The 21,287-nt window shown below is 70.6% G+C and carries 16 protein-coding genes; 6 read left to right on the forward strand and 10 right to left on the reverse strand.

The genetic code is table 11. The features are described 5' to 3' along the window. Positions 1-139: 139 nt before the first annotated feature. The 3 genes from ACIOKD_RS33210 (at position 140) to ACIOKD_RS33220 (ending at position 4,205) form a co-directional block, all read left to right on the forward strand. Positions 140-2,095: a YncE family protein gene (locus ACIOKD_RS33210; RefSeq protein WP_402091448.1), complete on the forward strand. Its 1,956-nt coding sequence runs from the start codon at positions 140-142 to the stop codon at positions 2,093-2,095. A gap of 226 nt (positions 2,096-2,321) precedes the next feature. After that, positions 2,322-2,705, forward strand: a complete 384-nt coding sequence (locus tag ACIOKD_RS33215; RefSeq protein ID WP_402091451.1) for a hypothetical protein — start codon at positions 2,322-2,324, stop codon at positions 2,703-2,705. Between the two features lie 207 nt (positions 2,706-2,912). After that, positions 2,913-4,205, forward strand: coding sequence for a phosphatase PAP2 family protein (locus ACIOKD_RS33220; protein WP_402091570.1), 1,293 nt, complete (start codon positions 2,913-2,915; stop codon positions 4,203-4,205). 18 nt (positions 4,206-4,223) lie between these two features. On the opposite strand, the gene ACIOKD_RS33225 is transcribed toward ACIOKD_RS33220, so the two are convergent. The 4 genes from ACIOKD_RS33225 to ACIOKD_RS33240 form a co-directional block, all read right to left on the reverse strand. Continuing rightward, positions 4,224-4,499, reverse strand: coding sequence for a hypothetical protein (locus ACIOKD_RS33225; RefSeq protein ID WP_402091454.1), 276 nt, complete (start codon positions 4,497-4,499; stop codon positions 4,224-4,226). A gap of 143 nt (positions 4,500-4,642) precedes the next feature. Beyond that, positions 4,643-5,551, reverse strand: coding sequence for a peptidoglycan-binding protein (locus tag ACIOKD_RS33230; RefSeq protein WP_402091456.1), 909 nt, complete (start codon positions 5,549-5,551; stop codon positions 4,643-4,645). A gap of 214 nt (positions 5,552-5,765) precedes the next feature. Beyond that, positions 5,766-6,449, reverse strand: a complete 684-nt coding sequence (locus ACIOKD_RS33235; RefSeq protein WP_402091458.1) for a DUF4232 domain-containing protein — start codon at positions 6,447-6,449, stop codon at positions 5,766-5,768. A gap of 199 nt (positions 6,450-6,648) precedes the next feature. Then, complete coding sequence (locus tag ACIOKD_RS33240) at positions 6,649-7,197, reverse strand: DUF4232 domain-containing protein (protein WP_402091461.1); 549 nt, start codon at positions 7,195-7,197, stop codon at positions 6,649-6,651. 284 nt (positions 7,198-7,481) lie between these two features. Between ACIOKD_RS33240 and ACIOKD_RS33245 the strand changes: the two genes are divergently transcribed. Then, positions 7,482-10,139, forward strand: coding sequence for a hypothetical protein (locus ACIOKD_RS33245; RefSeq protein ID WP_402091464.1), 2,658 nt, complete (start codon positions 7,482-7,484; stop codon positions 10,137-10,139). Positions 10,140-10,296: 157 nt separating this feature from the next. Here the strand turns inward: ACIOKD_RS33245 and ACIOKD_RS33250 are convergent, their stop codons facing one another. Further along, on the reverse strand, positions 10,297-11,058 hold the full coding sequence (locus tag ACIOKD_RS33250; RefSeq protein WP_402091466.1) for a polysaccharide deacetylase family protein: 762 nt from the start codon (positions 11,056-11,058) through the stop codon (positions 10,297-10,299). Between the two features lie 442 nt (positions 11,059-11,500). Here ACIOKD_RS33250 and ACIOKD_RS33255 point away from each other — a divergent pair, with 442 nt between their 5' ends. Next, the gene (locus tag ACIOKD_RS33255) at positions 11,501-13,114 is read left to right on the forward strand and encodes a hypothetical protein (RefSeq protein ID WP_402091469.1); all 1,614 of its coding nucleotides are present in this window, start codon (positions 11,501-11,503) and stop codon (positions 13,112-13,114) included. A 46-nt stretch (positions 13,115-13,160) separates the two neighbouring features. Here the strand turns inward: ACIOKD_RS33255 and ACIOKD_RS33260 are convergent, their stop codons facing one another. Continuing rightward, positions 13,161-14,141 (reverse strand): DUF6215 domain-containing protein, encoded by a 981-nt coding sequence (locus ACIOKD_RS33260; protein ID WP_402091471.1) that lies wholly within the window; start codon positions 14,139-14,141, stop codon positions 13,161-13,163. Between the two features lie 202 nt (positions 14,142-14,343). On the opposite strand from ACIOKD_RS33260, the gene ACIOKD_RS33265 reads away from it, so the two are divergent. Further along, the gene (locus ACIOKD_RS33265; protein ID WP_402091474.1) at positions 14,344-16,398 is read left to right on the forward strand and encodes a PA14 domain-containing protein; all 2,055 of its coding nucleotides are present in this window, start codon (positions 14,344-14,346) and stop codon (positions 16,396-16,398) included. A 133-nt stretch (positions 16,399-16,531) separates the two neighbouring features. Here ACIOKD_RS33265 and ACIOKD_RS33270 read toward each other — a convergent pair whose 3' ends face one another. The 4 genes from ACIOKD_RS33270 to ACIOKD_RS33285 form a co-directional block, all read right to left on the reverse strand. Then, on the reverse strand, positions 16,532-18,019 hold the full coding sequence (locus ACIOKD_RS33270; protein ID WP_402091477.1) for an FG-GAP-like repeat-containing protein: 1,488 nt from the start codon (positions 18,017-18,019) through the stop codon (positions 16,532-16,534). Between the two features lie 607 nt (positions 18,020-18,626). After that, positions 18,627-19,193 carry a Uma2 family endonuclease gene (locus ACIOKD_RS33275; protein ID WP_402091479.1) on the reverse strand — a complete coding sequence of 189 codons (567 nt, stop codon included), beginning with the start codon at positions 19,191-19,193 and terminating at the stop codon, positions 18,627-18,629. A 266-nt stretch (positions 19,194-19,459) separates the two neighbouring features. After that, positions 19,460-19,600, reverse strand: a complete 141-nt coding sequence (locus tag ACIOKD_RS33280; protein ID WP_402091481.1) for a hypothetical protein — start codon at positions 19,598-19,600, stop codon at positions 19,460-19,462. Positions 19,601-19,900: 300 nt separating this feature from the next. Next, a complete protein-coding gene (locus ACIOKD_RS33285) occupies positions 19,901-21,154 on the reverse strand; it encodes a PQQ-binding-like beta-propeller repeat protein (protein ID WP_402091483.1) in 1,254 nt (417 codons plus the stop codon). Positions 21,155-21,287 lie beyond the last annotated feature (133 nt).

Genomic DNA, 21,287 nt, shown 5'->3' on the forward strand with positions numbered 1-21,287 from the left:
ACTGGCATGCCATACGCTGCGTCTTCGGCCGCATGTACGCACCGTCGACGGTGCGAGGGGAACACACGGCCGGTTCCAGCACGCCCGGCGAGTACCGGGCTTCTTTGTGGGGGGTCACATCACTGTGCGCAGGCGCAGCATGTCGATCGCGACGACACTCGCGGTCGTCCTCAGTTCCGCGGCTCTGGCCGCGGGCACAGCGGGTCCGGCGTCGGCCGACGCCGCGAAGGTTCTACCGGTGGCGTCCGTGGGGGACATCGTCGTGGACGGCGCCCACCGGCGCGTGTACGTCTCCGATCCCACCGGCGGCAAGATCGTCGTCACCGACTACACCGGTGCCGTACGGGCCACCCTGACCGGGCTCTCCGGCGTGAGCGGCCTCGCGCTGTCCGCCGACTCCGGGCAGGTGTACGCGGCCGTGAAGAACGGCAACCGCATCGTCTCGGTGGAGACGGGAACGTACACCCAGACCGCCAGTTACCCGGTGGGCGCGGCCCCCGTCGACCTGGAGGTGGTGGACGGCCGGATCTGGTTCGCCCACGGCACCGACTTCGGCTCGCTCGACATCTCCGGTGCCGAGCCCGTCGTGCACCTCGCCCAGCGGGGCGACGTCGGCTTCTCCGGCGCCTACGGCATGTTCCTGGCCTCCGACCCGGCCGTCCCCGGCGTCCTCGTGGCCGGCAACGGCGGCGACCTCGCCGTGTACGACGTCTCGGCCGACGGGGCCGCGCTGCGGGTCAAGGGCGCCATGGACACCGCCGTGCGGCAGATCGACCTGACGCCCGACGGCAGTCAGGTCCTCACCTCGTGGGGCGACCCGGAGTACGGCTACGGCATCGGTGCCTACGCGGCCACCGACCTGGCCGAGCAGACCGGTTACCCCATCGACGCCTACCCGAACGCGGTGCGGGTCGCGCCCGACGGCAGCGTGGCGGGCGGCAGCGACTCCTGGTACGAGCCGGACGTCCACATCCACCGGCCCGGCGACCAGACGCCGGTGCGGGAGTACGACTTCCCGAACACCGGCAACAGCAGCGGCGCCGACACCCTCGTGGACGGAGCGCTCGCCTGGGCGCCGGACGCGAGCCAGGTCTTCGCGGTCTCCGTGAACACCTACGGCACGTACACGCTGCGCGCCCTGTCCGACCCGACCAAGGAGCTGCCCACCCTCAAGGTGTCGGCCCCCGCCACGTCGGACCGCGCCAAGAAGCTCACCGTCACCGGCAAGCTGACCTCGAAGTCGGCGCTCCCCGCGGGCACCTCCCTGAGTGTGACCCGTACGGACGTCGAGTCGCCGAGCGGCAAGGCGCTGGCCGCCGTCAAGACGAAGGCGGACGGCGGCTTCTCCTTCACGGACACCCCGCCCGCCGGCGGCAAGGTCACCTACAAGGTGTCCTACGCGGGTGACGCCACGCACGGCGCCGTCTCCGGCTCCGACGCGGTGGAGGTCTCCCGCAAGGCGACCACGCTGACCCTCGGCAACAACGGCAAGCTGTACGCGTACGGCAAGGACGTCTCCTTCACCGCGCACCTCGGGACGACGTACAAGAACCGTACGGTCGCGATCTACGCGGACCCCTTCGGCTCCGACAAGCCGAAGAAGCTGCTGAAGACGGCCAAGGTCAACTCCAACGGGAACCTGTCGGCGACCGTCGACATGACCCGTGACACCACCGTCACCGCGGTCTTCGCCGGCGACGCCCGCTATGCGTCCAAGACCGTGAAGTCGACGGCGTACGCCAGGGCGAAGGTCTCCACCACCGTCACCAAGCACTACAAGACGGCGAAGATCGGCTCCACGACGTACCAGTGGTTCCGCAAGAACACCGACCCGAAGTTCACCACGACGATGAACTACTACTCGGGCCGCAAGCAGCGCTTCCAGGTCCAGGTCTACTACCAGGGCTCCTGGTACGACTCGGGCTCCGAGTACTTCGCCGTCGGCACGAACGGCACGTCGGTCGTGTCCCTGGAGGCACCGGGCGAGTCCGGCATCCGCGCCAGGGTCCGCTCGTCGTACATCAACGGTTCCTCCGGCGACACGGTCAACTCCACGACCCACGGCGCCTGGAAGTACATCACCTTCACGAACTAGTGCCGCGGCGCTAGGGGAGTGCGTCCGACGCCTGGCCGTTTCGATCAACAGGCCGGTCAGGCGTCGGGCAGTGACGCCGCCAGGTGTTCCCACGCCGTGTGCACGTCCTCGCCGACCATCCCGAACCGCGTGACGACCGCGACACAGCGCCCGTCCCCGTCGTCGAGTTCGATCGCCGAGGTACGGGGCCTCCCGGGCGGGGATGCCGGGCAGGCAAGATGTCCCTATGAAAAAGCTGTCCGTACGATCGGTCGGTGGTGGCTCCTGGGGTGCCGGTTCCACCGGATCGGCGCTGTCGCTGTGGTCGCGGGACTCCGTGCTGTCGATCGGCTCGGTGGGATCGGTGCTGTCCGTGGGGTCCGTCGGTTCGGCCCTGTCCATCGGCTCGATCGGCAGCGCCCTGTCGGTCGGCTCGATCGGCTCGTCCCTGTCCCTGATCTCGACCGGCTCGTGGCTGAGTACGGGATCGTTGTTCTCCGCGCAGTCGCGGTGGTCGGTGCTGTCGTGGCGCTCGACCGGCGGATTCCTGGCGGTGGGCGCGGTCGGGGCGGTGGGAGCCGCAGCCGGGGCCATGCTGGTGGCACAGCTGCGGCACAGGACCGAGGAGTGAGGCCGGAACCCGACCTCTGATCTTCCCGTCTTCCTCTGTTGAGGGGCCCGGCTCGGGCCTGCCCGATACCTACCAAATCGACTGAAAAACTTGAGACACATAAAATCGCAGGTCTTCGCCCGAATACACCCGGACGTGGCGCCCTCCCGGTGGCGTCGACGGCGGGCGGGCCTCTGGGCCGTGGTGGGCGTGGCGGCCCTCGGGTTCATGATCACGCTGGAGATCGCCGCGCGTCACTACGGCCTGCCGGGGCCGATGACCAACCAGGTGCGCGAGGTGGTCCTCGCCCCCAAGTCGGGGGGGCTGCTGTACGCGAGCATGGCCCTGACGCTGGTGGTGCTCCCCTGGCGGCAGCGGTTCGTCGCGGTCGGCGCCGCGCTCGGTATCGACGCCGTCTTCTGGCTGGTCCGGTGGGCGGCCGACGCCAGGGTGACCGACGGCCACCCCTTCGGGAACGGCGCGCTGTGGGTGATCCTGGGCTGTGCGGTCATCGCGCTCACGCGCCGCACCGGCCAGGAACGCGTCCTGCTGCTGAAGGGCGTCGGGCTTGGCCTGCTGCTGGTGGTCGGCCGCAAGACCGGGGACACCTGGCTGCTCATCACCTCGAAGACCCGCCCGATGGTGCTCGACCAGTACATGGCGACCGCCGACCACGCGCTGGGCAACCTCTCCTGGCCGGTGGGCAGGCTCGTCACCGCCACCGGCCCGCTCGGCTTCAATCTCCTCGACTTCGTCTACGGCCAGCTCGCGGTGGCCGCGGTCGTCGTCGCGCTGTACCAGCTGCGCGACGTGGCGACCGAGCGCCGCTTCCCGGGCCATCACCTGGTGCGCACCTTTCTGCTGGTCGGTCTCCTCGGGCCGGCCGTCTACATGATCTTCCCGGTGGTCGGACCGGTCTTCGCCTTCGGTACCGGCGTCGAGCACTGGGCGGGGGTCAGCGTGTGGTCGGACACCGCCCAGCCCAGCGCCCAGTGGGCGGTGGGCGATCTGTGGCCGCGTACACCGCCGCCGATCAGTGCCCCGCACCCCATGGGCTTCGACGAGATCACCCCGCGCAACTGCATGCCCAGTCTGCACACGGCGTGGGCCGTCACGATCTTCATCCACTCCCGGAAGGGCCCGAGGCTCATACGGTTCGCGGGCGCGTTCTGGCTGATCGCGACCCTGACCGCGACGCTCGGATTCGGTTACCACTACGGGGCGGATCTCATCGCCGGTGTGGTGTTCGTCCTCACGATCGAGGCGGCCCTGCGCTCGTACGACCGCGGCTGGGACCGCTCGGGGCTCCGGCTGACCGCCCACGGCGCGACCGTCTTCGCCGCGCTCCTGGTCGCGTACCGCTTCCTGCCGTCGGAGATGGCCCGATACCCGTGGATCTACGGCCCCCTGGTCGTCCTGGCGATGGCCTCGGTGATCCACGGCTACGTACGCACCACGACGGCGTGGGAACCGAAGCCCGCACCGGCACCCCGACTGGACCCACAGCCCGAACCCGCCTGAGCACCGGGAAAGCGGTCGTCAGGCGGCGCCCGCACGGCGGTCCTTGTCGACGAAGAAGCTCAGCAGGGCCGTGACGGTGGTGGTGACGGCGAGCCGTACGGCCCACGCGCCGGCGGAACCGTCCCCGAGGGCGGCGGTGAAGTCGGGCCCGTCGAGCAGGGCGTGACTCAGCGGCCAGGAGCCCGCGCAGCCGAGCGCGCAGAGCCACAGCGGTGGTTCGTTGGAGGCGATGAGGAACGCGGCGGCGACGACCACGACGGTGCTGAGTACGACGGTGAGCCAGGTGATGTCCATGGCCGCAAGCATTCCGCCCGCCGGACGAGGAGTCGTCGGCGCGGCGGAGGACCGGGGTCTCTACCGAAGGGTGGAGAAACCGCGTACGGGACGGGCCCGGTCCGCCGGGGGGCAGGCCCGTCCGGCGGGACCTGGGCGGCTGTTCAGGAGAACAGCAGTCGCCACGTCAGGGGGCCGGGGGCGCCGTCGGCGTCGCCGCGCAGTTCCTTCCGTGACTTCTGGAAGTCGCGGACGTTCAGCCGGTCCGCCTCGCCCCAGTTCCTGCTCGGGCCGACCTTGTAGTGGTCGCCGAAGCCGCGCTTCACCAGCTGCTTGCCGAGCTGCAGCACGTACGCGTTCGACGCCCCGGCCACGAAGTACTTGCGTCCGGGGAACGCGGGGACGGCGGGTGCGGTCGTCCCCGGGGTGTCGTCGTCCACGTCCAGGTCGGCCTTGGCGTACTTGAGGATCCTGGCGAAGTCGATCGCGCCGGGGTCACCATGGACGTTCTCCGGCACGTGCATGTGCCCGCAGACGCCCTTGAAGGCGGTCCACTTCGCGCCCGACATCCGCTGACCGCCGCCGTTCGCGTACGACGAGGGGTACGCGGGCCACGCCTTCGGGCCGGACAGCGGGACGCCGTGCTCCTCGTGCATCCAGGACAGGAAGCGGGCGACCGCCTGCAGCGCCCAGTCGGGGGCGTCCGGCCAGTACACGTGCGCCCGGCCCGCGGACTTCCACTTCGCGTGCGTCTTCGGGTCGCAGGTGCCGACCAGCTCGACCTGGCACACGTTCATGGTGTTCGTCTCGACGCCGCCGGCCAGATTGACCAGGGCCCGGGAAGAGGTCTCCACGTCGAAGTGCTGGTACCACTTCAGCTTCTTGGCGGCGAGGTCGGGGACCGCGGTCAGGTTCGGCGCGGCGGAGCCGCCGCCGTAACCGGGCAGGGAGGAGCCCTCCGTGGTGTGCAGGACGACGACGTTGACCTGCATCGGGTCACCGCCGAAATCGTCCTGGTACCAGTTGGCCCGGCTCGCGGAGGGGTATCGCTGAGGTCCTGTCTTGGTGCTCATCACAGACTCCTGGGTCGGGTGCGTTCCTGCACATTCTTGAAGAACGGCCGCGACGGCACATCGACTCAGAAGCTGATCCGCGCGAGGCCGCTCTCTACCCGGGGACAGAGGGCCGTCCCCGCCCCCGGCCGTATCCCATGGCACATGACACATGACACGAGGCCCAGATCACCGACCTGGGCCCTACGTCATCGAGCGGTTGGTACAGCTCGGTTCAGCTGAAGGGGACGGCCTCGGTGGGGGAGGTGTGCCAGTTGGTGACGATCGGCTTGTCGACGGTGATGGTGTCGACCGGCAGGGTGACCGGGTCGGGGTCGTCGTTGCCGACGGCGACGATGATGTTCTCCAGCTCCTTGCCACCGTCCGAGTTGGTGGTCTTCGGGTTCACACCCGCGTAGGCGGTGACGTTCCCGCTGAGCTTGATCTGCTCGCCGACGCTCTGCTCCGCGGGACCCGCCTGGGTGCCGTCGGATCCGAACGCCACGGTCGGCAGCTCGGCGGGCAGGTAGCAGGTGATCCCCGACTTCGCCTTCGCGATGATCAGGACGTATCCGCCGGCCTGGCTCTCGGACCTGGTGCTCCAGGTGATGTCGTTGGCGCCACAGCCCTGTTCGACCTTCTCCCGCGTGCCGTCGCCGGTGTCGACGCCGGAGCCGTCCGTGTTCTCGCTGCCCTCGCTCGCGTCGGAGTCCGTCCCCTTGTCCGCGGCCTGGTCGTTGCCGGCGCTCGACGAGCCGGACGGGGTGGCCGCGTCGTCGGGCGCGGCGGTGGAGGACGAACTCGTCCCGGCGCCGGTGTCCTTGGCCTTGTCCTCCGTCTCCTGGCACGCGGTCATCAGCAGGGCGCTGCCCACGACGACGGCGGAGACGAGGAAGGCCCTGCGACGGTTGCCAGACATGAAGTTCCCTTTGGTGAGATGTGGTTGAGGGGGCCGAGAGGTGGTGGCCCGGAAGGCGGGGTCCGTGACGGTCCCGGCTTTCCGGTGCGCGCTTGATCACTATGAGGGGGCTGAGAGGCAAAAGGATCCCGCCGCCGTCGTACCAGGACAGCGCTGTCACACGCTGGTGACATGGCCACGGCGGATCGCGGGACGCGGGCTACCAGACGAGGGCGTCCGCCGCGTTGTCCTGCCAGTACGTGACGGCGGCGGCGCTGTTGAAGAAGGCGCCGCTGCCCGGCAGCTTCAGGCTCTTCTCCGTGGCGGTCGCGTTGCCCTTCTTGTCGGTGAGCAGCACACCGAGGGTCTTCACCTGGCTGCCGCCCTCGCCGTCGGGGGAGTACGTCAGGACCCCGGCGTACGCGGACTGGCCGGGCTCCAGCATCAGCACGGACTGCGGGGTGCTCTCCTCGACCCACCGCAGCGGGGCCTGGGCGTCGGCACCGGCCCGCAGGAAGGGGGCGCTGTAGGCGTAGCAGGGCTTCGTGCCCGTGTTGGTGGCCTTGAGCAGCAGGTGGTTGATCGGCCGGGACACCGTGCTGACGCTCACCTTGGTGTTCGCCGTCGTGCAGGTGGCGATCGAGGACGCCTTGGCGGCGGTGGCGGCGGTGGCGGTCTGCCCGGTGGCCTGGAACCCGACGAGTGCGAGTGCGGCGACGGCGAGGGAGGAGGCTGCGGTGCGGGAGAAGGAACGAGTGCTCTTACGCATGAGTGGACTGCTTTCTCTGAACAGCGGATGGGTGACCCCCGGCGAGGCGCCGTGCTGGGGATGGCCCTACCTTGTGCCGCCCGCCGTCCCATCCGCCACTCCACCGGGAATTACGGGACGCTGGAATGCTCGAACGGGGCCTGACCTGCGGAAACTTGACCTGCCTGGAACGCCGTACGGAACGCCGGCGCACCGCCGTTTAGAGTGTGCTGACCGTCGCCCGTGACAGATGTGCCGGGGACGGTCTCAGGGGACAGTCAAGTGGAAACACCAGGGGGCAATCGATGTCCGATTTTCACGCCCGGCGGTTTCGAAGATGCACGGCGGCGGGGCTGTGCGGGGCGGCGCTGACCGCCTCGGTGCTGCTCGCACCCCAGCCGACTCTCGCGGCGACGGCGACGGCGACGGCTGCGGCTGCGGCGTCCGCCTCGGACGGTGGGCGGGCCGCGGTGGGAGTGGTCTCGCCGGCGGAGAACGAGGGCAGCGGTGGTGAACTCCGCGCCGGACAGAGTGCCGCGATGGGTGACGACGGCCGCGTCGAACTCATCGACGGACGGGACGTCCGGGTGACGGCGGACGCGCGGGCAGACGCCCGGGAAGCCCGCTACTCCGTGGCGTCACTGAACGGCACGGTGTCCGTACGACCGGCGCGGAAGCCCGCGTCCGACGACGGCACGACCGCGTCCGAGAGCCCGACGGCGACGCTTCCGTTGCCGACGGAAGCCGGTGGCACCCGACGTGCCGCCACGACCGGTGCCACCACAACGGCGAAGGCGGCCGCGGCGACGTACTCGGTCAAGCTGAGCATCACGCACGCCGACGTGGACTCCAAGCTGTTCTACGTCTGGGACCGCAGAACCTGGACGTCGTACGCCGTCAACAGCGACACCGCGGGCGCCTCGTCGACCGTGAAGCTGCCGCCGGGTGACTACTTCTCGGTCGCGCTGCACAACGACTGGCAGGAGCCCAGCTACCTGCTCACCAGCAGCTTCACGGTCGGTTCGGCGGCGAAGACGGTCAGCTTCGACCAGCGCGCGGCCAAGGAGACCGCGATCCGCACCGACGACACCACCGCCACCCGCCAGGCGTCCGCGGTGTGGATCAGCGTCCCGGGCGGCGACCTCGCCGGCTTCGCGGGCTCGGCGGCCGACAAGGTGTACGTCACCCCGTTCTCGCTGAGCGGTGTCTCGCTGCGCCTGCACGAGCTGCTCGGCAAGGCCGGCTCCTCAGCGAGCGCGCCCAGCCCCTACCGCTACGACCTCACCCACAGCTTCACCACCACCGTGCCCGCCACGCCCGTCAAGACGGTCCGTACGTCGTCCCTGGCGAAGACCGTCACACAGGTGGCGGCCCAGAGCACGCGGACGACGGCCACCCTGCAGAGCGTCCCGTCCTTCGGCGAGTGGACGGGCGTCTACATCGGCTCGGCGGTGCCGACGGCCGGTGCGATCACCGAGTACGCCACTCCGGGCATCACCTACAGCCGTCTCTTCTCCTACGGTCCGGGCGAGATGACCCTCGACCTCCCGGACCGCACGCTGTCCGCCGGGACGGGCGCGGGCGAGACCGTGGGCGCGGCGCCCGCGCAGCCGGTCCGCCGGGAGTGGGGCGGCTCGCAGCGCAACTCCGGCAAGATCTGGCTGTACGAGCCGCACACCTTCGGTGACACGGCCGGCCACCCGGGCACCGACGGCCGCGCGACGTACTCGTACAGGCTCAGCTCCTCCGACGGCGTCACCTACGCCCAGGCCGAAGGCCTCGACGCCTACGACACGCTGACGTCGGCCGCGCTGCCCTCGCAGCAGCGGACGTACACCCTCGACCAGACCGCGCACCGCCGGGTCCCGTACACCCGCCTGTCGACGGACGTGCGCAGCGAATGGACGTTCCGCTCGGACTACGCGGCGGGCGGCGAACTGCCGCTCATCGACACCGAGTTGAACGTGGCCGGCCTGGACAGCCTCAGCCGTGCGACCGCCGGCCCGGTGCGGATCGCAGCGAGCGCGACGACCCGCAGCGCGGATGCCGCGGAGGCGAACACCAGGGTCACCGGTCTCGCCTTCTCCACGGACGACGGCGCCACCTGGACGGACGCGGCTGTCGCGGCGGACGGCTCGGCGACGGTCGACGTCCCCGCGACGGCCTCCTTCGTCTCCCTGCGCGTCACCGCCGCCGACGACCAGGGCGGCGTCCTGCGCCGCACCATCACGCGGGCGTTCGCGGGCCCCGCCCCGCAGGGCGACGAGACGGTGGGTGCGACCCGCGTCTCGAACGTCGTGGTGAACGGGGGCAAGGCGGTCGAGCTGACCGACGCGCCGCTGCAGGAGTTCACGGCGAAGTTCACCGCCACCGACCCCTCGGGGATCGCGGGCGGAGACATGTACCTGTACAAGGGCTCGTACGACACCCCCGACGCCGTCCTCCACGGCGCCTGGTCCGCGACCTGCACCGAGGCCACCGCGACGACTTCCACCTGCGAGACGCAGTTCGCCTACGTCCAGCCCCGCTGGACCCTGGGGCGCAACTCACTCGCCGGTACGTGGAAGGTGGCGGCGTGGGCGGAGTCGGCGGACGGCAAGGGCCACGTCGACGTACACGCGGCCAGGACGGTCCCCGTCCTGCGTGACGCGAAGCTGACGGCCGACGCGGCTCCCGAGCCGGTGACCAAGGGCAAGACCCTGACCATCACGGGCAAACTGTCCCGCGTGGACTGGGAGACGCGCGGCGGTTACCACGGCTACTCGGCCCAGAAGGCGAAGCTGCAGTTCCGCAAGAAGGGAACGTCCGCGTACACGACCGTGAAGACGGTCACCACGGACAGCTCCGGAAACCTGAAGACCACGGTGAAGGCGGCCACGGACGGCTACTGGCGTTACAGCTTCGCCGCCACGTCGACCACGGCCGCGGTCAACGCGACGGGCGACTACGTGGACGTGCGCTGAAGTCACTTACTTGGTCGGGCCCCGGCCCCGGTCCCTCCACGGACCGGGGCCGGGGCCGGGACCCGATGGGTGAGGGCGGCGGTCAGCGCACGGGGACTCAGTGCACGGGGACTCAGTGCACGGGGACTCAACGTACGGGGACTCAACGCACCGGGAATCAGCGCACCGGGAACCCGAAGGAGTACCCCTGCTCCTTGAGCTGGGGAAGGATCTGGCGCAGGGCCTCGACGGTCTGGGAGCGGTCGCCGCCGGCGTCGTGGAAGAGGAGCGTCGGCCCCTCGGGCAGTTGCTCCTCGACGGTGGCGACGATGGCGTCCGTGCCGGGCCGCTCGAAGTCCTTGGTGTCCACGTTCCAGCCCAGCGGACGCATACCGCGGGAGGCGGCGAGCTTGCGGCTGTAGGGGGTGAAGGCACCGCCCGGCGCCCGGTAGTACACCGGCCGTACGCCCCCGGACGCCTTGGTGATCATGCGTTCGGCGTCGAGGATCTGCTTCGACTGGTAGGCCTGGGACTGCTTGTCCATGGCGGTGTCGTGCGACACCGAGTGGTCGCACAGCCGGTGTCCCGCCGCGACGACCTTTTTCACGAGGTCGGGGTGGGCCTCGGCCTCCGTCCCCACCATGCAGAACGTGGCCTTCACCCCGTTCTCCCGCAGCACGTCGAGCATCTGCGGGGTCCACACGGGGTCGGGGCCGTCGTCGATGGTGATGTTGACTCCGCGCGCCCCCTTGTCGGAGGCGTGCACGATGGTCGCCGCGACCGGCTTGACGACACTCTCCGACGCGGCCGGCTTCGACGAACCGCCCACGCTCCCGGCCTGCGCGGTCCATACCGAGGCACCGGTGGCGGCCAACGCCACCCCGAGCGCCGCGCCGAGCACCTTGCCGTACCAGCCGCGCCCGCCACTGTGCCGCGCCATGTCCGCCCCGCTCCCCCGAAATTACCCACCGACTCCCCGGTCACCCGGCGACAGCCCGAACAGTACGAGCAACGACGCCCCCCGAACGCCCCCGTTACGGATCAAGGACAATCCCGAAGAGGTTCGCGGACAACCGGGGCCACCAGGTGATCGCCCGCTCTCATCGTTTCGTCCGGAGCGATCAGACTGCGCCCGGTACGGACCTGCCTCCGCCCGCTGCCAGGTGCGGACGTTCCTTGTGGCCGACCATCGTGGCCGACCGTCCACTCGTACGGGTGATCCAGCTCGCGTGCGGCCCTCTCGGTGGGGGCGATGTGGTCCAGCATGGGGCGCGCCCTGCCGCCATGTCCCCTACCAGGAAGTCCTGTTCCGCCATGCCTGCGTCTGCCCCCGCCCCCGCCCCCGCTCCTGTCTCTCATCTCCCTGCCGCTCCCCGACCGGAATGCTGACGAAGGAGATCCAGGCGGGCCTGGAGCAGTGGGCAGCCCGGGTGGAGGACACCCGGCGGCGCGTTCGTGAGGCGGGTCCGGCGGAGAAGGCCAATCGTGTCCGCTACGCCGCCCAGTGCCGGCGCGAGGCGTTCAAGTACCTGGCGATGACGTGCGGTTCCCTGCGCGGCTGGCCGGGCCGGGAACAGGTCGGTGACGAGGGGGTGCTCGCCGCGCACCGCATTCTCCTGACCCTGGACGGCCTGGAGATCCGCAAGCTCCTGCCGCTGGTCACCGCGGCGGCGGGCAAGCGCCGGATCCCCGCCGGGTTCCTGGCCGAGGCGACCGACGCCCTCTGCGTCGCCGAACGGCGACCCCAGGTCTACGGCACCGTGGCGGGGCACCCCGTCGCCGACGAGGCACGCGTCGACGCGCTGCGGGCCGCGCTGGGACTGCCTGCCCTGGCTCACCGGCCCTTGCTGAAGCAGACGTTCACGGCGACAGCCGGAAAGCCTGCACCTGATGAGCCGCTTCCCGCTGAACTGGCCGTCCTGGAGGGCCTGTTGCGGGAACTGCCGCCCGTCGGGCCGCTTCCGCGCACCGTCCGTGCCACGGTCGCCGCGCACGCGGTATGGGGATGCGCGTACTGCGGCGGGCCCGCCCGGCCGGACGCCGCCGAGCTGGAGATCCGGGGCCGCGTATGGCGGCTCTGCGCAGCGTGCGAGCAGTGCCCGGACACTCCGGAGGGCCGCCTGCTGGACGTGCTGACGGCCAAGGGCGGCATCTCGGAGGCCGAGGCCCGCGCCACCTCCGGGCTGGCCCGGCACGAGGGCTGGCGGCTCCCGATGCGCCACCACCGGACCACCGCCCGCCCCAACCACCGTCCGCAGCCCCGTTGGAGCCACATCCCGGACACGGCGGTCACCAAGCTGACGACGTTCGCCGAGCAGCGACGCCCGGCCGTCACCCCTGCCGTCATGCCGGCCCAGCGCACGGCAGTGGCCCGGCCCACGTCGCCTGCCCCGCCGCCGCATCCCGAACTGCTTGTCTCGTCGAAGGCGCAGGCCCTGCTGTCCCGGCCTCCCGAGCAGCGCCTGACCACCGCCCAGGTCGGCAAGGCGCTGCAGATGGCGCCGGGGACCTTCGAGTGCCGCGGACTCGTGATCACCAACGTGCGTGAACTCCAGGCCGCCTTCGCCTCGCCGCCCCAGTGGCTGAAGGACTCCCACCGCGCTCTCGCGGCTCAGCGGGAAGCCGGCCGGGCCCGCCGGTCGGTGGGAGCGGCGACCGCCGAGCACGAGGCTCATGCGGCTGCCCCCTCCCGCCCGGCACTCCAGACCCAGGGCGAGCCACCCCACCCGCACATGCTGATCTCGACCCGGGCGGAACGGCTGCTCGCCCGACCGCACGACCAGCCGTTGCAGCCCGGCCAGATCACCAAGGCCCTGCAGATCGCACACGCCACGAGCGTGAAGCAGCACCTGCGCGTGAGAACCGTCGGCGACCTCGCGGCCCTCTTCCACAGCCCGCCCGACTGGCTCCTCGACCTCCACCGCAAACTCGCGGCCGAGCGAACGGCGCACCTGCCCGGCCACGCACCTCCGCTCCTGGGAGACCAGGCACGATGAGACGTCGGCGGCGGTGTCGGCGTGGGCGCCTCATGGTGCCTCAGCGTCAGGGCCGTTCGGGGATCCCCGGAAGAACCCTCTCGACGATGTCGAGAAGAACGCTGTCGTCCGGGAGGGTCCCGGACGTGCTCCACACGGTGACGTCGCAGTAGCCGCCCCGGTCATCCCGGTCCAGGGCCACGGACACCGACCTGGCCAAGGGACCTTGTTCGACCGGCCCGCCGGACCCGCTGCTTCCGAGATCGATCTCGAACTTCATGGTGTGAGCCGAGGAGAAGACCGCGGGCCGACCGAGAACCGTGAGCGTCCTGACGTCCGTCTCGTCCCCGAACTTCATCAACTTCACGGACTGGTCGATCGACAGCTTGTTGTAGGTGGCCGAGAGATTCACGGTGTACGTGTCGAACGTGACCGTGGCCTCCGGTTGGGCGACCTTCTCAGCGGTCAGGGGAGCGGTGTTGTTGGTGCTGGAGACAGAGGTCGCGGTCTCCCCCGGCGTGCCGAGGAGTTCGGCCAGGTCCGGCCGGTTGAGCGCCTCGCACAGCTCTTCACCGGTCACCGGCCGGGGCGAGTCCCTGTACGCCTTCGGAAGCTCCGCGTGGGACCCGTCCGAACAGGAGGGGGCCTGCGGGGTGTTGTCGGCGGACGGCATGAGACGTGGGGCCGCCCACAGCGCGACCGCGAGAGCCCCGAACACGGCCACGGCCGCGGCGGCCTGCCCCCACGCGTTGGGCTCCTTCTCCGGAGTGCCGGCTCGGGGCTGAGCCGGCGGCTGCGTGACCACATCGACTGCGTCCCCGTCCGCGGAGGTTGTCGGACTCGGGTGCCGACGCGCACGCAGGGCCCGGACCACCACATGGACACGTACCGCGGTGAACACGAGGAACACCGTGCCGAGACCCGCCGCGATCCGGTCGTGATCGCGGACGGCGAGATACATGATCCGTACGCCGAGGACGGAACCGAGCACGATGAGCAGGGGCTCACGTACCCAGAACGGCAGGAGACGGATGAGGAAACCGAGCATTCGGTGATCTCACCAGGCCAAGATCACTTCCGCTGTGATGGAAGCCATAGTTCCGGGCACGTGCAGAGCCTGCGGAAACGGGGGCAACCCTCCGCCCATCTCATGGGTCACACAAGCATCACCCGTCACTTGTGACCCGACACCCGTTTCCCATGATCCCTGACCCATGCTTCCCCATGGTCCGGAAAGGGCCCCACTCTCTGTGCTGACTCGTACCCGGCTGACCGCGGTGGCCGCGACGGCCGCCCTCGTCGCCGCCGGCGGCCTGCTCACCGCCGCCCCCGCCTCCGCAGCCGTCACCTGCGCGTCTCCCCTCTGGAAGGCGCAGTACTTCGGCAACTCCGCCTTCAGCGGCACCCCGAAAGTGACCGCGTGCGACTCCGTCATCGCCGAGGACTACGGACACGGCGACCCGCCCGGCGTCACGCTGCCCAAGGACAACTTCTCCGTCCGCTGGTCCCTCACACGGGACTTCGGCTCCGGCGGCCCCTTCCGGCTCTCCGCCGCCACGCAGGACGGCATGCGCGTCTACGTCGACGGCGTGCGGAAGATCAACCTCTGGAAGAACGTCTCCACCACCGCCCGCAAGACCGTCGACCTGACCATCCCGGCCGGCAAGCACACACTCCGCGTGGACTACGTCGCCTGGACCGGCCGTGCCCAGGCCTCGTTCACGTACGCGCCACGTACCGCGCCAGCCGTCGACACCGTCAAGCCGCTCGCCCCGGCCGGCTTCAGGGGCAACTACAACCAGGACACCACGAAGACCATTCTGCGCTGGAACGCGAACAACGAGATGGACCTCGCCGGTTACCACGTGTACCGGCGGCAGGGCACCGCCCCGTGGGCGAAGGTCAGCGGCTCGGCGCAGCTCACCTCCCTGTCCTACGTGGACGCGACGCCCGCCACGGGCCAGACCTTCCTGTACGAGGTCCGCGCCGTCGACAAGGCGGGCCGCGCGTCGACCGGCAGCTCCGACGTCACCGTCACGAGCGTGGACCGTACGGGCCCCGCGGCGCCGACCCGTCTCACGGTCACCGGCGACGCGTGGTGGGCCACCCTGTCCTGGCAGGGCGTCGCCGACGCCGCGCAGTACGAGGTGTACGCCGCCTCCGCGGCCACCGGCCCGTTCGAGCTGCTGGGTACGACGACCACGACGTCGTACCGTGCCAACGCGCCCGAGAACACCGCCCGTTACTACCGGGTCCGCGCGCTCGACGCGCTCGGCAACCCGTCGCCGTACACCACCGTCACCGGCGACGGTGTCGACCGGACACCGCCGAAGTCCCCTACCGCCCTCGCCGCCATCGCCCGCGTCGGACACACCGAGGTGTACTGGAAGCAGCCCGACGGCTTCGACGAGGACTTCTCCAACGGCGGGACGTACCGCGTCCACCGTTCGCCCGGCAAGACCCTCGACCCGGCCGCGCTCACCCGGGTGACCTGCGCCGAGGAGAGCGACGAGACCAGCGCCGGCGGCGTCTGCGAGGACCTGGACATGCCCGCGGGCATGTACGTGACGTACGCGGTCGCGGCGGTCGACCCGGCCGGCAACGAGTCGGCGCTGTCCGCCCCCCTCGTCGTCCGCACCGGTGACCGCGTGGCGCCCGGCCCGGTCACCGGCCTGAAGGCCACCCCGCGCGCCGACGGCGTACTGATGAGCTGGACGGCCCCGACCGAGGACGATGTCGAGCGCTACGACGGCTGGACGGGAGTCCGGCAGGCCGACGGCACGGTCAAGTGGCTCGGTTCCGCCGAGTGCCGGGACGGTACGGGCGACCCCCTCGCGCTCCTCTGCGGCGACCTGCCGGACGGCGAGACGTACGTGTACGCCATCGTCGCCAGGGACCGTTGGGGCAACGCGCTGCACCCCAGCGACCCGAAGGTCACCCCCGTCGAGGTCACCGAACTGGACGTCCGGCCGTCCGTGACGGTCACCCGGGACTGGAACCTCGGCACGGTGGCACACGGAACCGTGATCGGCGGAGCCGCGCAGGACGGCCCGTCCATCGGCTGGAGGTGCACCAGGACGGCGGAGTGCGACACCGTCGCGGGCTACCGGATCAGCCGCTGGAACGCGGCCACGAAGGCGTACGAGCCACTGCACACCGGACTGCTGCCGGCCGGGACGGAGGCCTACACGGACACGACAGCAGCACGCGGAACCACGCACTTCTACACCCTGCAGGCGGTACGCGCCGACGGCGGCGTCGTGGGCACGCACGTATGGCACTGCGTGTTCCAGGACCGCGTCTAGCCCCGCGGCACTGGACGGACCGCGTCCCACCGGGCCGAGGGGCGAGCCGGCTCCGGTCCGAGGAGCTGGGCGGCCTCGGGGTCCTGGACGCGTGAAGGACGGCGTCCAGGACCCCGGTCAGGGCCTGCCCGCCTCAGTTCTCCACGTGCGGGCTGGAGAGGGCGGCGCCGAAGGCGCCCGTTATTCCGCGTACGGCGATGCCGGCGGCCTTGCCACACAGGTTGACCGAGCCGTTCAAGAGAGGGCCGGACGCCGAGCCGCGGGCGACCCAGAAGCATCCGTCGGAGTTCTCGGTGGGGGCGCCGACGATCGTCTCGGCCTTGCCGTCCTTGTCGAGGTCGGCGAGGTGGACGGCTGCGCCGAACCCGTCGCCGGTCTCCGCGGTGCCGGGAACGCCCGCTGTGCTCTGGGTGTAGCCGGCCGCCTCGGCCGTCGTCAGGCCGGAGGCGGAGCCGCGCAGAAGGACAGCGGTGCCCGCCGAGGCGAGCGACCCGACGGCCTCCTCGGGGGAGCCGACCAGGACGTCGGCATACCCGTCGGCGTCGACGTCGCCGACGCTCAGGGACTGGCCGAACCAGTCGCCCCACTCCGCGGTGCCGGGGACACCCGCCGTGTCCTGGTGGAAGACCTTCGGCTGCTGTCCGGCGGTGATGCCCTGGGCGCTGCCGTAGAGGACCTGGATCTCGCCGCCGCGGTGGGCAGCGGGAGTGGGTGCGTTGAAGTGGGAGTCGTCGCCCGCGACACCGGTGACGAGGTCGCCGTAACCGTCGCCGTTGATGTCGCCGATCTGCCCCGCGTGCCCGTCGGCGTACGGCAGATCGATGCCCTGGTTGACGAACGGGTCCTCGGAGTCGGGAGCGCCCGCGTCGAGGGTCACCGGTCCACGGATGTCACCGTCGGTGGGACCGGCCAGGTAGAAGCGCTCGGCCCTGCCGTCGCCGTTCACGTCCCCCATCACCACGCCACGGGCGTTCTCCCGCCACTCCAGGTAGCGGGCGGCGGCCTGGCCGGTGCGGGTGAAGGGGCCGCTGTAGGAGGCGGGGCCGCAGCCCGAGCCGATGCCGACCTCCGGGGCGCCGTCGCCGTTCATGTCGCCGGTGGCGAGGGACATGCCGAACCGGCAGTGGCTCCTGCCCTCGCCGTACTCGGCCGGAGGGGCGATGCTCGCGCCGCCCTTCAGTCCGTCCGGTCCGCCCCACACCACGGTCACCGAGCCCCGCGACTCGACACCGTCGACGTCCTCGCCCGGGGCGCCGACGAGCAGGTCGGCATAGCCGTCCCGGTCCAGGTCGGCGCTGCTCACCGTCCTGCCGAAGCGGTCGGATTCCTCGGCGGTGCCGGGGATGCCGGTGGTCGCCTGGGTGACCACCGTGCGGCGGGTCGTGCTCACCGAGGACGCGGAGCCGTACAGCACGACGACCGATCCGGCCTCCTCCACCGTGCCGCTGGCGGCCCCCGGAGCTCCGACGGCCAGGTCGCGGTAGCCGTCACCGTTGAAGTCGTCCTGCACGGCCGCCGTGTTGGCGCCCTTGTAGGGCGCGGCGGCGGACGATGTCACCGGGGTGAGGGTGACGGCTACGGAGGCTGTGAGCACGGCGGCCGCCGTGACTGCTCTACGCAACGGAACTCCTTGATCGAACAACAGGTGTTCCCATGACGCGCACGCCGTACGAAAGGTTGTACGTCCAGGCACGCCAGTACTCCGGCGCGCTGCGGGTTCGCGGCAGCCGGCCCGGTTGAGAGCGTCTTCCCCGTGCTGCACGGTACCTGGGCGCCCGCGGCCGTCGAGAGGCCGCAGATCGACGTCGTCGCGCGCTGTCGTTTCGCGAACCAGCGCAAGGACAGCGGCGGACCGGCCGGCGTGGACCCTCAGCCCGAGGCCCCTCCACCGATGCGCAGCCTCCCGACGGCATCCGGACCACGGGACAGAGCATCGGCCAGGGCAGACACGGAACGGTGAGGACGCAGGGCAGGCCGGGCGAAGAGCAGGGGCCACTGTCAGGGGCCGTTGACCGCACGGTCCGACCACTGCACGCGCAGCGGTCCGCTCGCGCGCCACGCGTGTCCACCACCGACGGAGGGAAGTTCGACAGCCGACTTGGCGGGGTCCGCCAACCGGTGTATGGACTGCGTCGGCGTCTCTCGGCCGGGAGTCGGGTGGTATGGCGTCCTGTTGGAACCGCTACGACCGTAGTTGTCCGTTTCAAAGGGCACGCGGTAGGACCAGTTCAGACCTGGCCGAGGTCGATCTCTGCCGCGAAGGGGGCGGTTACCTTCAGTACGCCAGAGAACACGTCCCCGTCCAGGTAAGTCTTCGTCGCGAGGTCGAGCAGGTACGTATACACCAGTGGCACGCCCGTCGCGGCCTGCTCGATCCGCCAGTAGAAGCCGATGCCCGCCTTGGCGTACTGGTCGACCTTGACGATCCGGTCCGTGGTCTCCGAGCCCGGCGACACCACCTCGGCGACCAGCAGTACGTGCTCGGGCCGGGTGGGTGTGATGTCGATCGTGTCCGCGCGGTAGACGATGACATCAGGGCGGCGATTGGTGAGAGGGATGTCCTGCAGCCGGACGTCGAAGTCCGTGTCGGCGTTCCAACCGGGGCCCGCGGCGGCGTCCAGGGCGTTCGCCAGGATGCGTGCCAGCCGATTGTGCCGCTTGGACACGCCGGGACTCACGACAACCATTCCGTCCACGATCTCGATGCCGGCGCACTGCTCCTCGGACCACGACGCGTATTCCTCCGCCGTGATCTGCTCGTGCATCCACGCCGGGGCTACCATCTCGGCAGCCATGACATGCCTCCCGGACATTGTGCGACGGGCCTGATCCTGCTGCACTCAGCGTACTGTCTCCCACTCGCGGGCCGCCTCGCACGGGACTCGGCCTGCGCCGACCCTCGCCGTGCGTCCGGTCGAGCCGGGTGGCACGGATCCGGTACGCGACGACTGATATCCGCAGACAGCAAAAAGGCCCGGGTCCATGACCTGGGCCTCTTCGTGAAGCGGGTGACGAGAATCGAACTGGAACTGGAACTGGAACTCGCACTCTCAGCTGGAAGCTACGGCGCCTGCGCGGTTGCATGGCCTCTGGCCTGCCCGAAGAGCAGACGCAGGTCCTCGATGCCCTGTCTGCGGCGGGCGGCAACGACGCACAGTTCGCCTCCGTGGTCGAGGCGTTCCTCACCCGGAGCGACAGCCACTGCGCGACGGCCACCAAGCCCGAAGGCCGGCGGAATCACGTTGGACGTCTGCCGGGAGCCAGGGTCCTTCGCTGTGCGGTAGTGGCCCTCAGCGCATGTCGATCACTACCGGGGGGCTGAGAGCTGCGTGGAACCCTTGTTCGTGGCTTGCACGGGTGACATCGCCACGACTGCCTCGGTCGGCCCGTGGGACGTGCGCCGGTACGCCTGGGCAAAGGAGTGTGCCCCTCGTCGGCGTTTCTGCGGTCGTGCTTGCCGATAGTGGTGGATGCAGACCTGTCGGCCGGTCAGGTGGGCCCGTCAGGTGGGCCCGTCCGGGCTCCGGGAGAAGACCGTGTCGCCGGCCGTCGCCACGATCGCGTCCTTGACGAGCAGCACACGCGGCGGGGCGTCCCGCGCCTTGTCCCCGGGATCGTCCAGAGCGGAGGTGCGCCACACCTCCGCTCCGGTGCGGCTGTCCAGTGCCAGCAGGCGGCCGAAACGGTTGGAGAAGTAGACCCGCTTGTACGTAGCTGACACCGCGGGCGCGGACAGACTCTCCATGTCCGTCGCTTTCTGCCAGAGCTGTCTGCCGCTACCCGCCGACACCGCGGTGACCGACCCGTCGGACCGCACGAAGTAGACGACTCCGTCCACAAGGGCGGCCGTGCCCGTCAGCGGACGTGCCAGCGGTATCCGCCTGACCTGCCCGGTTTCCGGGTCCACCCGCAGCAGCGCGTTGTACGGCCGTTCGTACCCGGCTTCGTACACGTCCTTCGCGGTCTGGGGGGCGAGGAACACGGGTTGCCCGCCGACAGCGCCGAGCGCTTCCGCCTTCCGGGGCAGTGTGGCGGTCTCCGTCAGGCTGTCCGGTCTGATCCTCATCAGGTCGACCGGGGCCTGGCCGGGCTCGGTGCCGGCCGAGCACAGGGCGTAGGGGACGCCTCCCAGCACTGACGGAGCGCAGTACTCGTCCAGCGAGGACGCCCGCCACAGTTCCTTGCCGGAGGGCCCGTACGCGATGAACGATTGGTCGTCGGGAGACAGGGTCAGCAGTCCGCCGTCGTACAGGACCGCGTCCCCGGACTTGCTGATGTCGCGTTGCCAACGCCGTTGCCCGGTACCGGCGTCGAGAGCCACCACGCGCCTGGTCGTATCGTCCGGATCCTCGTACGCGTAAACGAGCCCGTCGCGCACGCCGATCGGTTGCACCCCCTGGGGGCGGGTGCCGGTCCGCCACACGGTGCGGCCGGAGGCCGTGTCGATCCTGGCGACCGTGAAGCCCGTACCACCGCAGAACAGCGCGCCTCCCGCCGCCACGCATCCGGGGTCCTGGTAGTCGAGAGGGACACCCTTCACGTCGTACCGCAGGGCCGTGCTCCACGGCCGCCAGCCCTTGGGCAGCGACGCCGCACGGTCGGTGCCGTCGGAGGCGCTGGGCGCGGTGGCGGCGTCGGAGGTGGTGGTGGTCCTGTCCCGGTCCGACACGAGGACACTCACTCCGATACTCAGCCCCGTGACGGCCAGCGCCGTGCCGAGGGCGACGAGCAGCATCCGGGCTCTGCCTGCTTTCACGGTGCCGGTGCCGGTGCCGGCACCGGTCGCGGTGCTCGCGGTGCTCGCGGTGCTCGCGGTGCTCGCGGTGCTCGCGGTGCTCGCGGTGCTCGCGGTGCTCGCGGTGCTCGCGGTGCTCGCGGTGCTCGCGGTG

This window comes from Streptomyces sp. NPDC087844, assembly GCF_044742785.1.
Classification (GTDB): Bacteria; Actinomycetota; Actinomycetes; order Streptomycetales; family Streptomycetaceae; genus Streptomyces.

Excerpts from the sequence above, each read along its gene's own strand:
- ACIOKD_RS33215 (WP_402091451.1), top strand. The coding sequence starts at position 2,322 with ATGAAAAAGCTGTCCGTACGATCGGTCGGTGGTGGCTCCTGGGGTGCC.
- ACIOKD_RS33230 (WP_402091456.1), bottom strand. The coding sequence starts at position 5,551 with ATGAGCACCAAGACAGGACCTCAGCGATACCCCTCCGCGAGCCGGGCC.
- ACIOKD_RS33260 (WP_402091471.1), bottom strand. The coding sequence starts at position 14,141 with ATGCTCGGTTTCCTCATCCGTCTCCTGCCGTTCTGGGTACGTGAGCCC.
- ACIOKD_RS33245 (WP_402091464.1), top strand. The coding sequence starts at position 7,482 with ATGTCCGATTTTCACGCCCGGCGGTTTCGAAGATGCACGGCGGCGGGG.
- ACIOKD_RS33210 (WP_402091448.1), top strand. The coding sequence starts at position 140 with ATGTCGATCGCGACGACACTCGCGGTCGTCCTCAGTTCCGCGGCTCTG.
- ACIOKD_RS33225 (WP_402091454.1), bottom strand. The coding sequence starts at position 4,499 with ATGGACATCACCTGGCTCACCGTCGTACTCAGCACCGTCGTGGTCGTC.
- ACIOKD_RS33235 (WP_402091458.1), bottom strand. The coding sequence starts at position 6,449 with ATGTCTGGCAACCGTCGCAGGGCCTTCCTCGTCTCCGCCGTCGTCGTG.
- ACIOKD_RS33250 (WP_402091466.1), bottom strand. The coding sequence starts at position 11,058 with ATGGCGCGGCACAGTGGCGGGCGCGGCTGGTACGGCAAGGTGCTCGGC.
- ACIOKD_RS33275 (WP_402091479.1), bottom strand. The coding sequence starts at position 19,193 with ATGGCTGCCGAGATGGTAGCCCCGGCGTGGATGCACGAGCAGATCACG.
- ACIOKD_RS33220 (WP_402091570.1), top strand. The coding sequence starts at position 2,913 with ATGATCACGCTGGAGATCGCCGCGCGTCACTACGGCCTGCCGGGGCCG.
- ACIOKD_RS33255 (WP_402091469.1), top strand. The coding sequence starts at position 11,501 with ATGCTGACGAAGGAGATCCAGGCGGGCCTGGAGCAGTGGGCAGCCCGG.
- ACIOKD_RS33240 (WP_402091461.1), bottom strand. The coding sequence starts at position 7,197 with ATGCGTAAGAGCACTCGTTCCTTCTCCCGCACCGCAGCCTCCTCCCTC.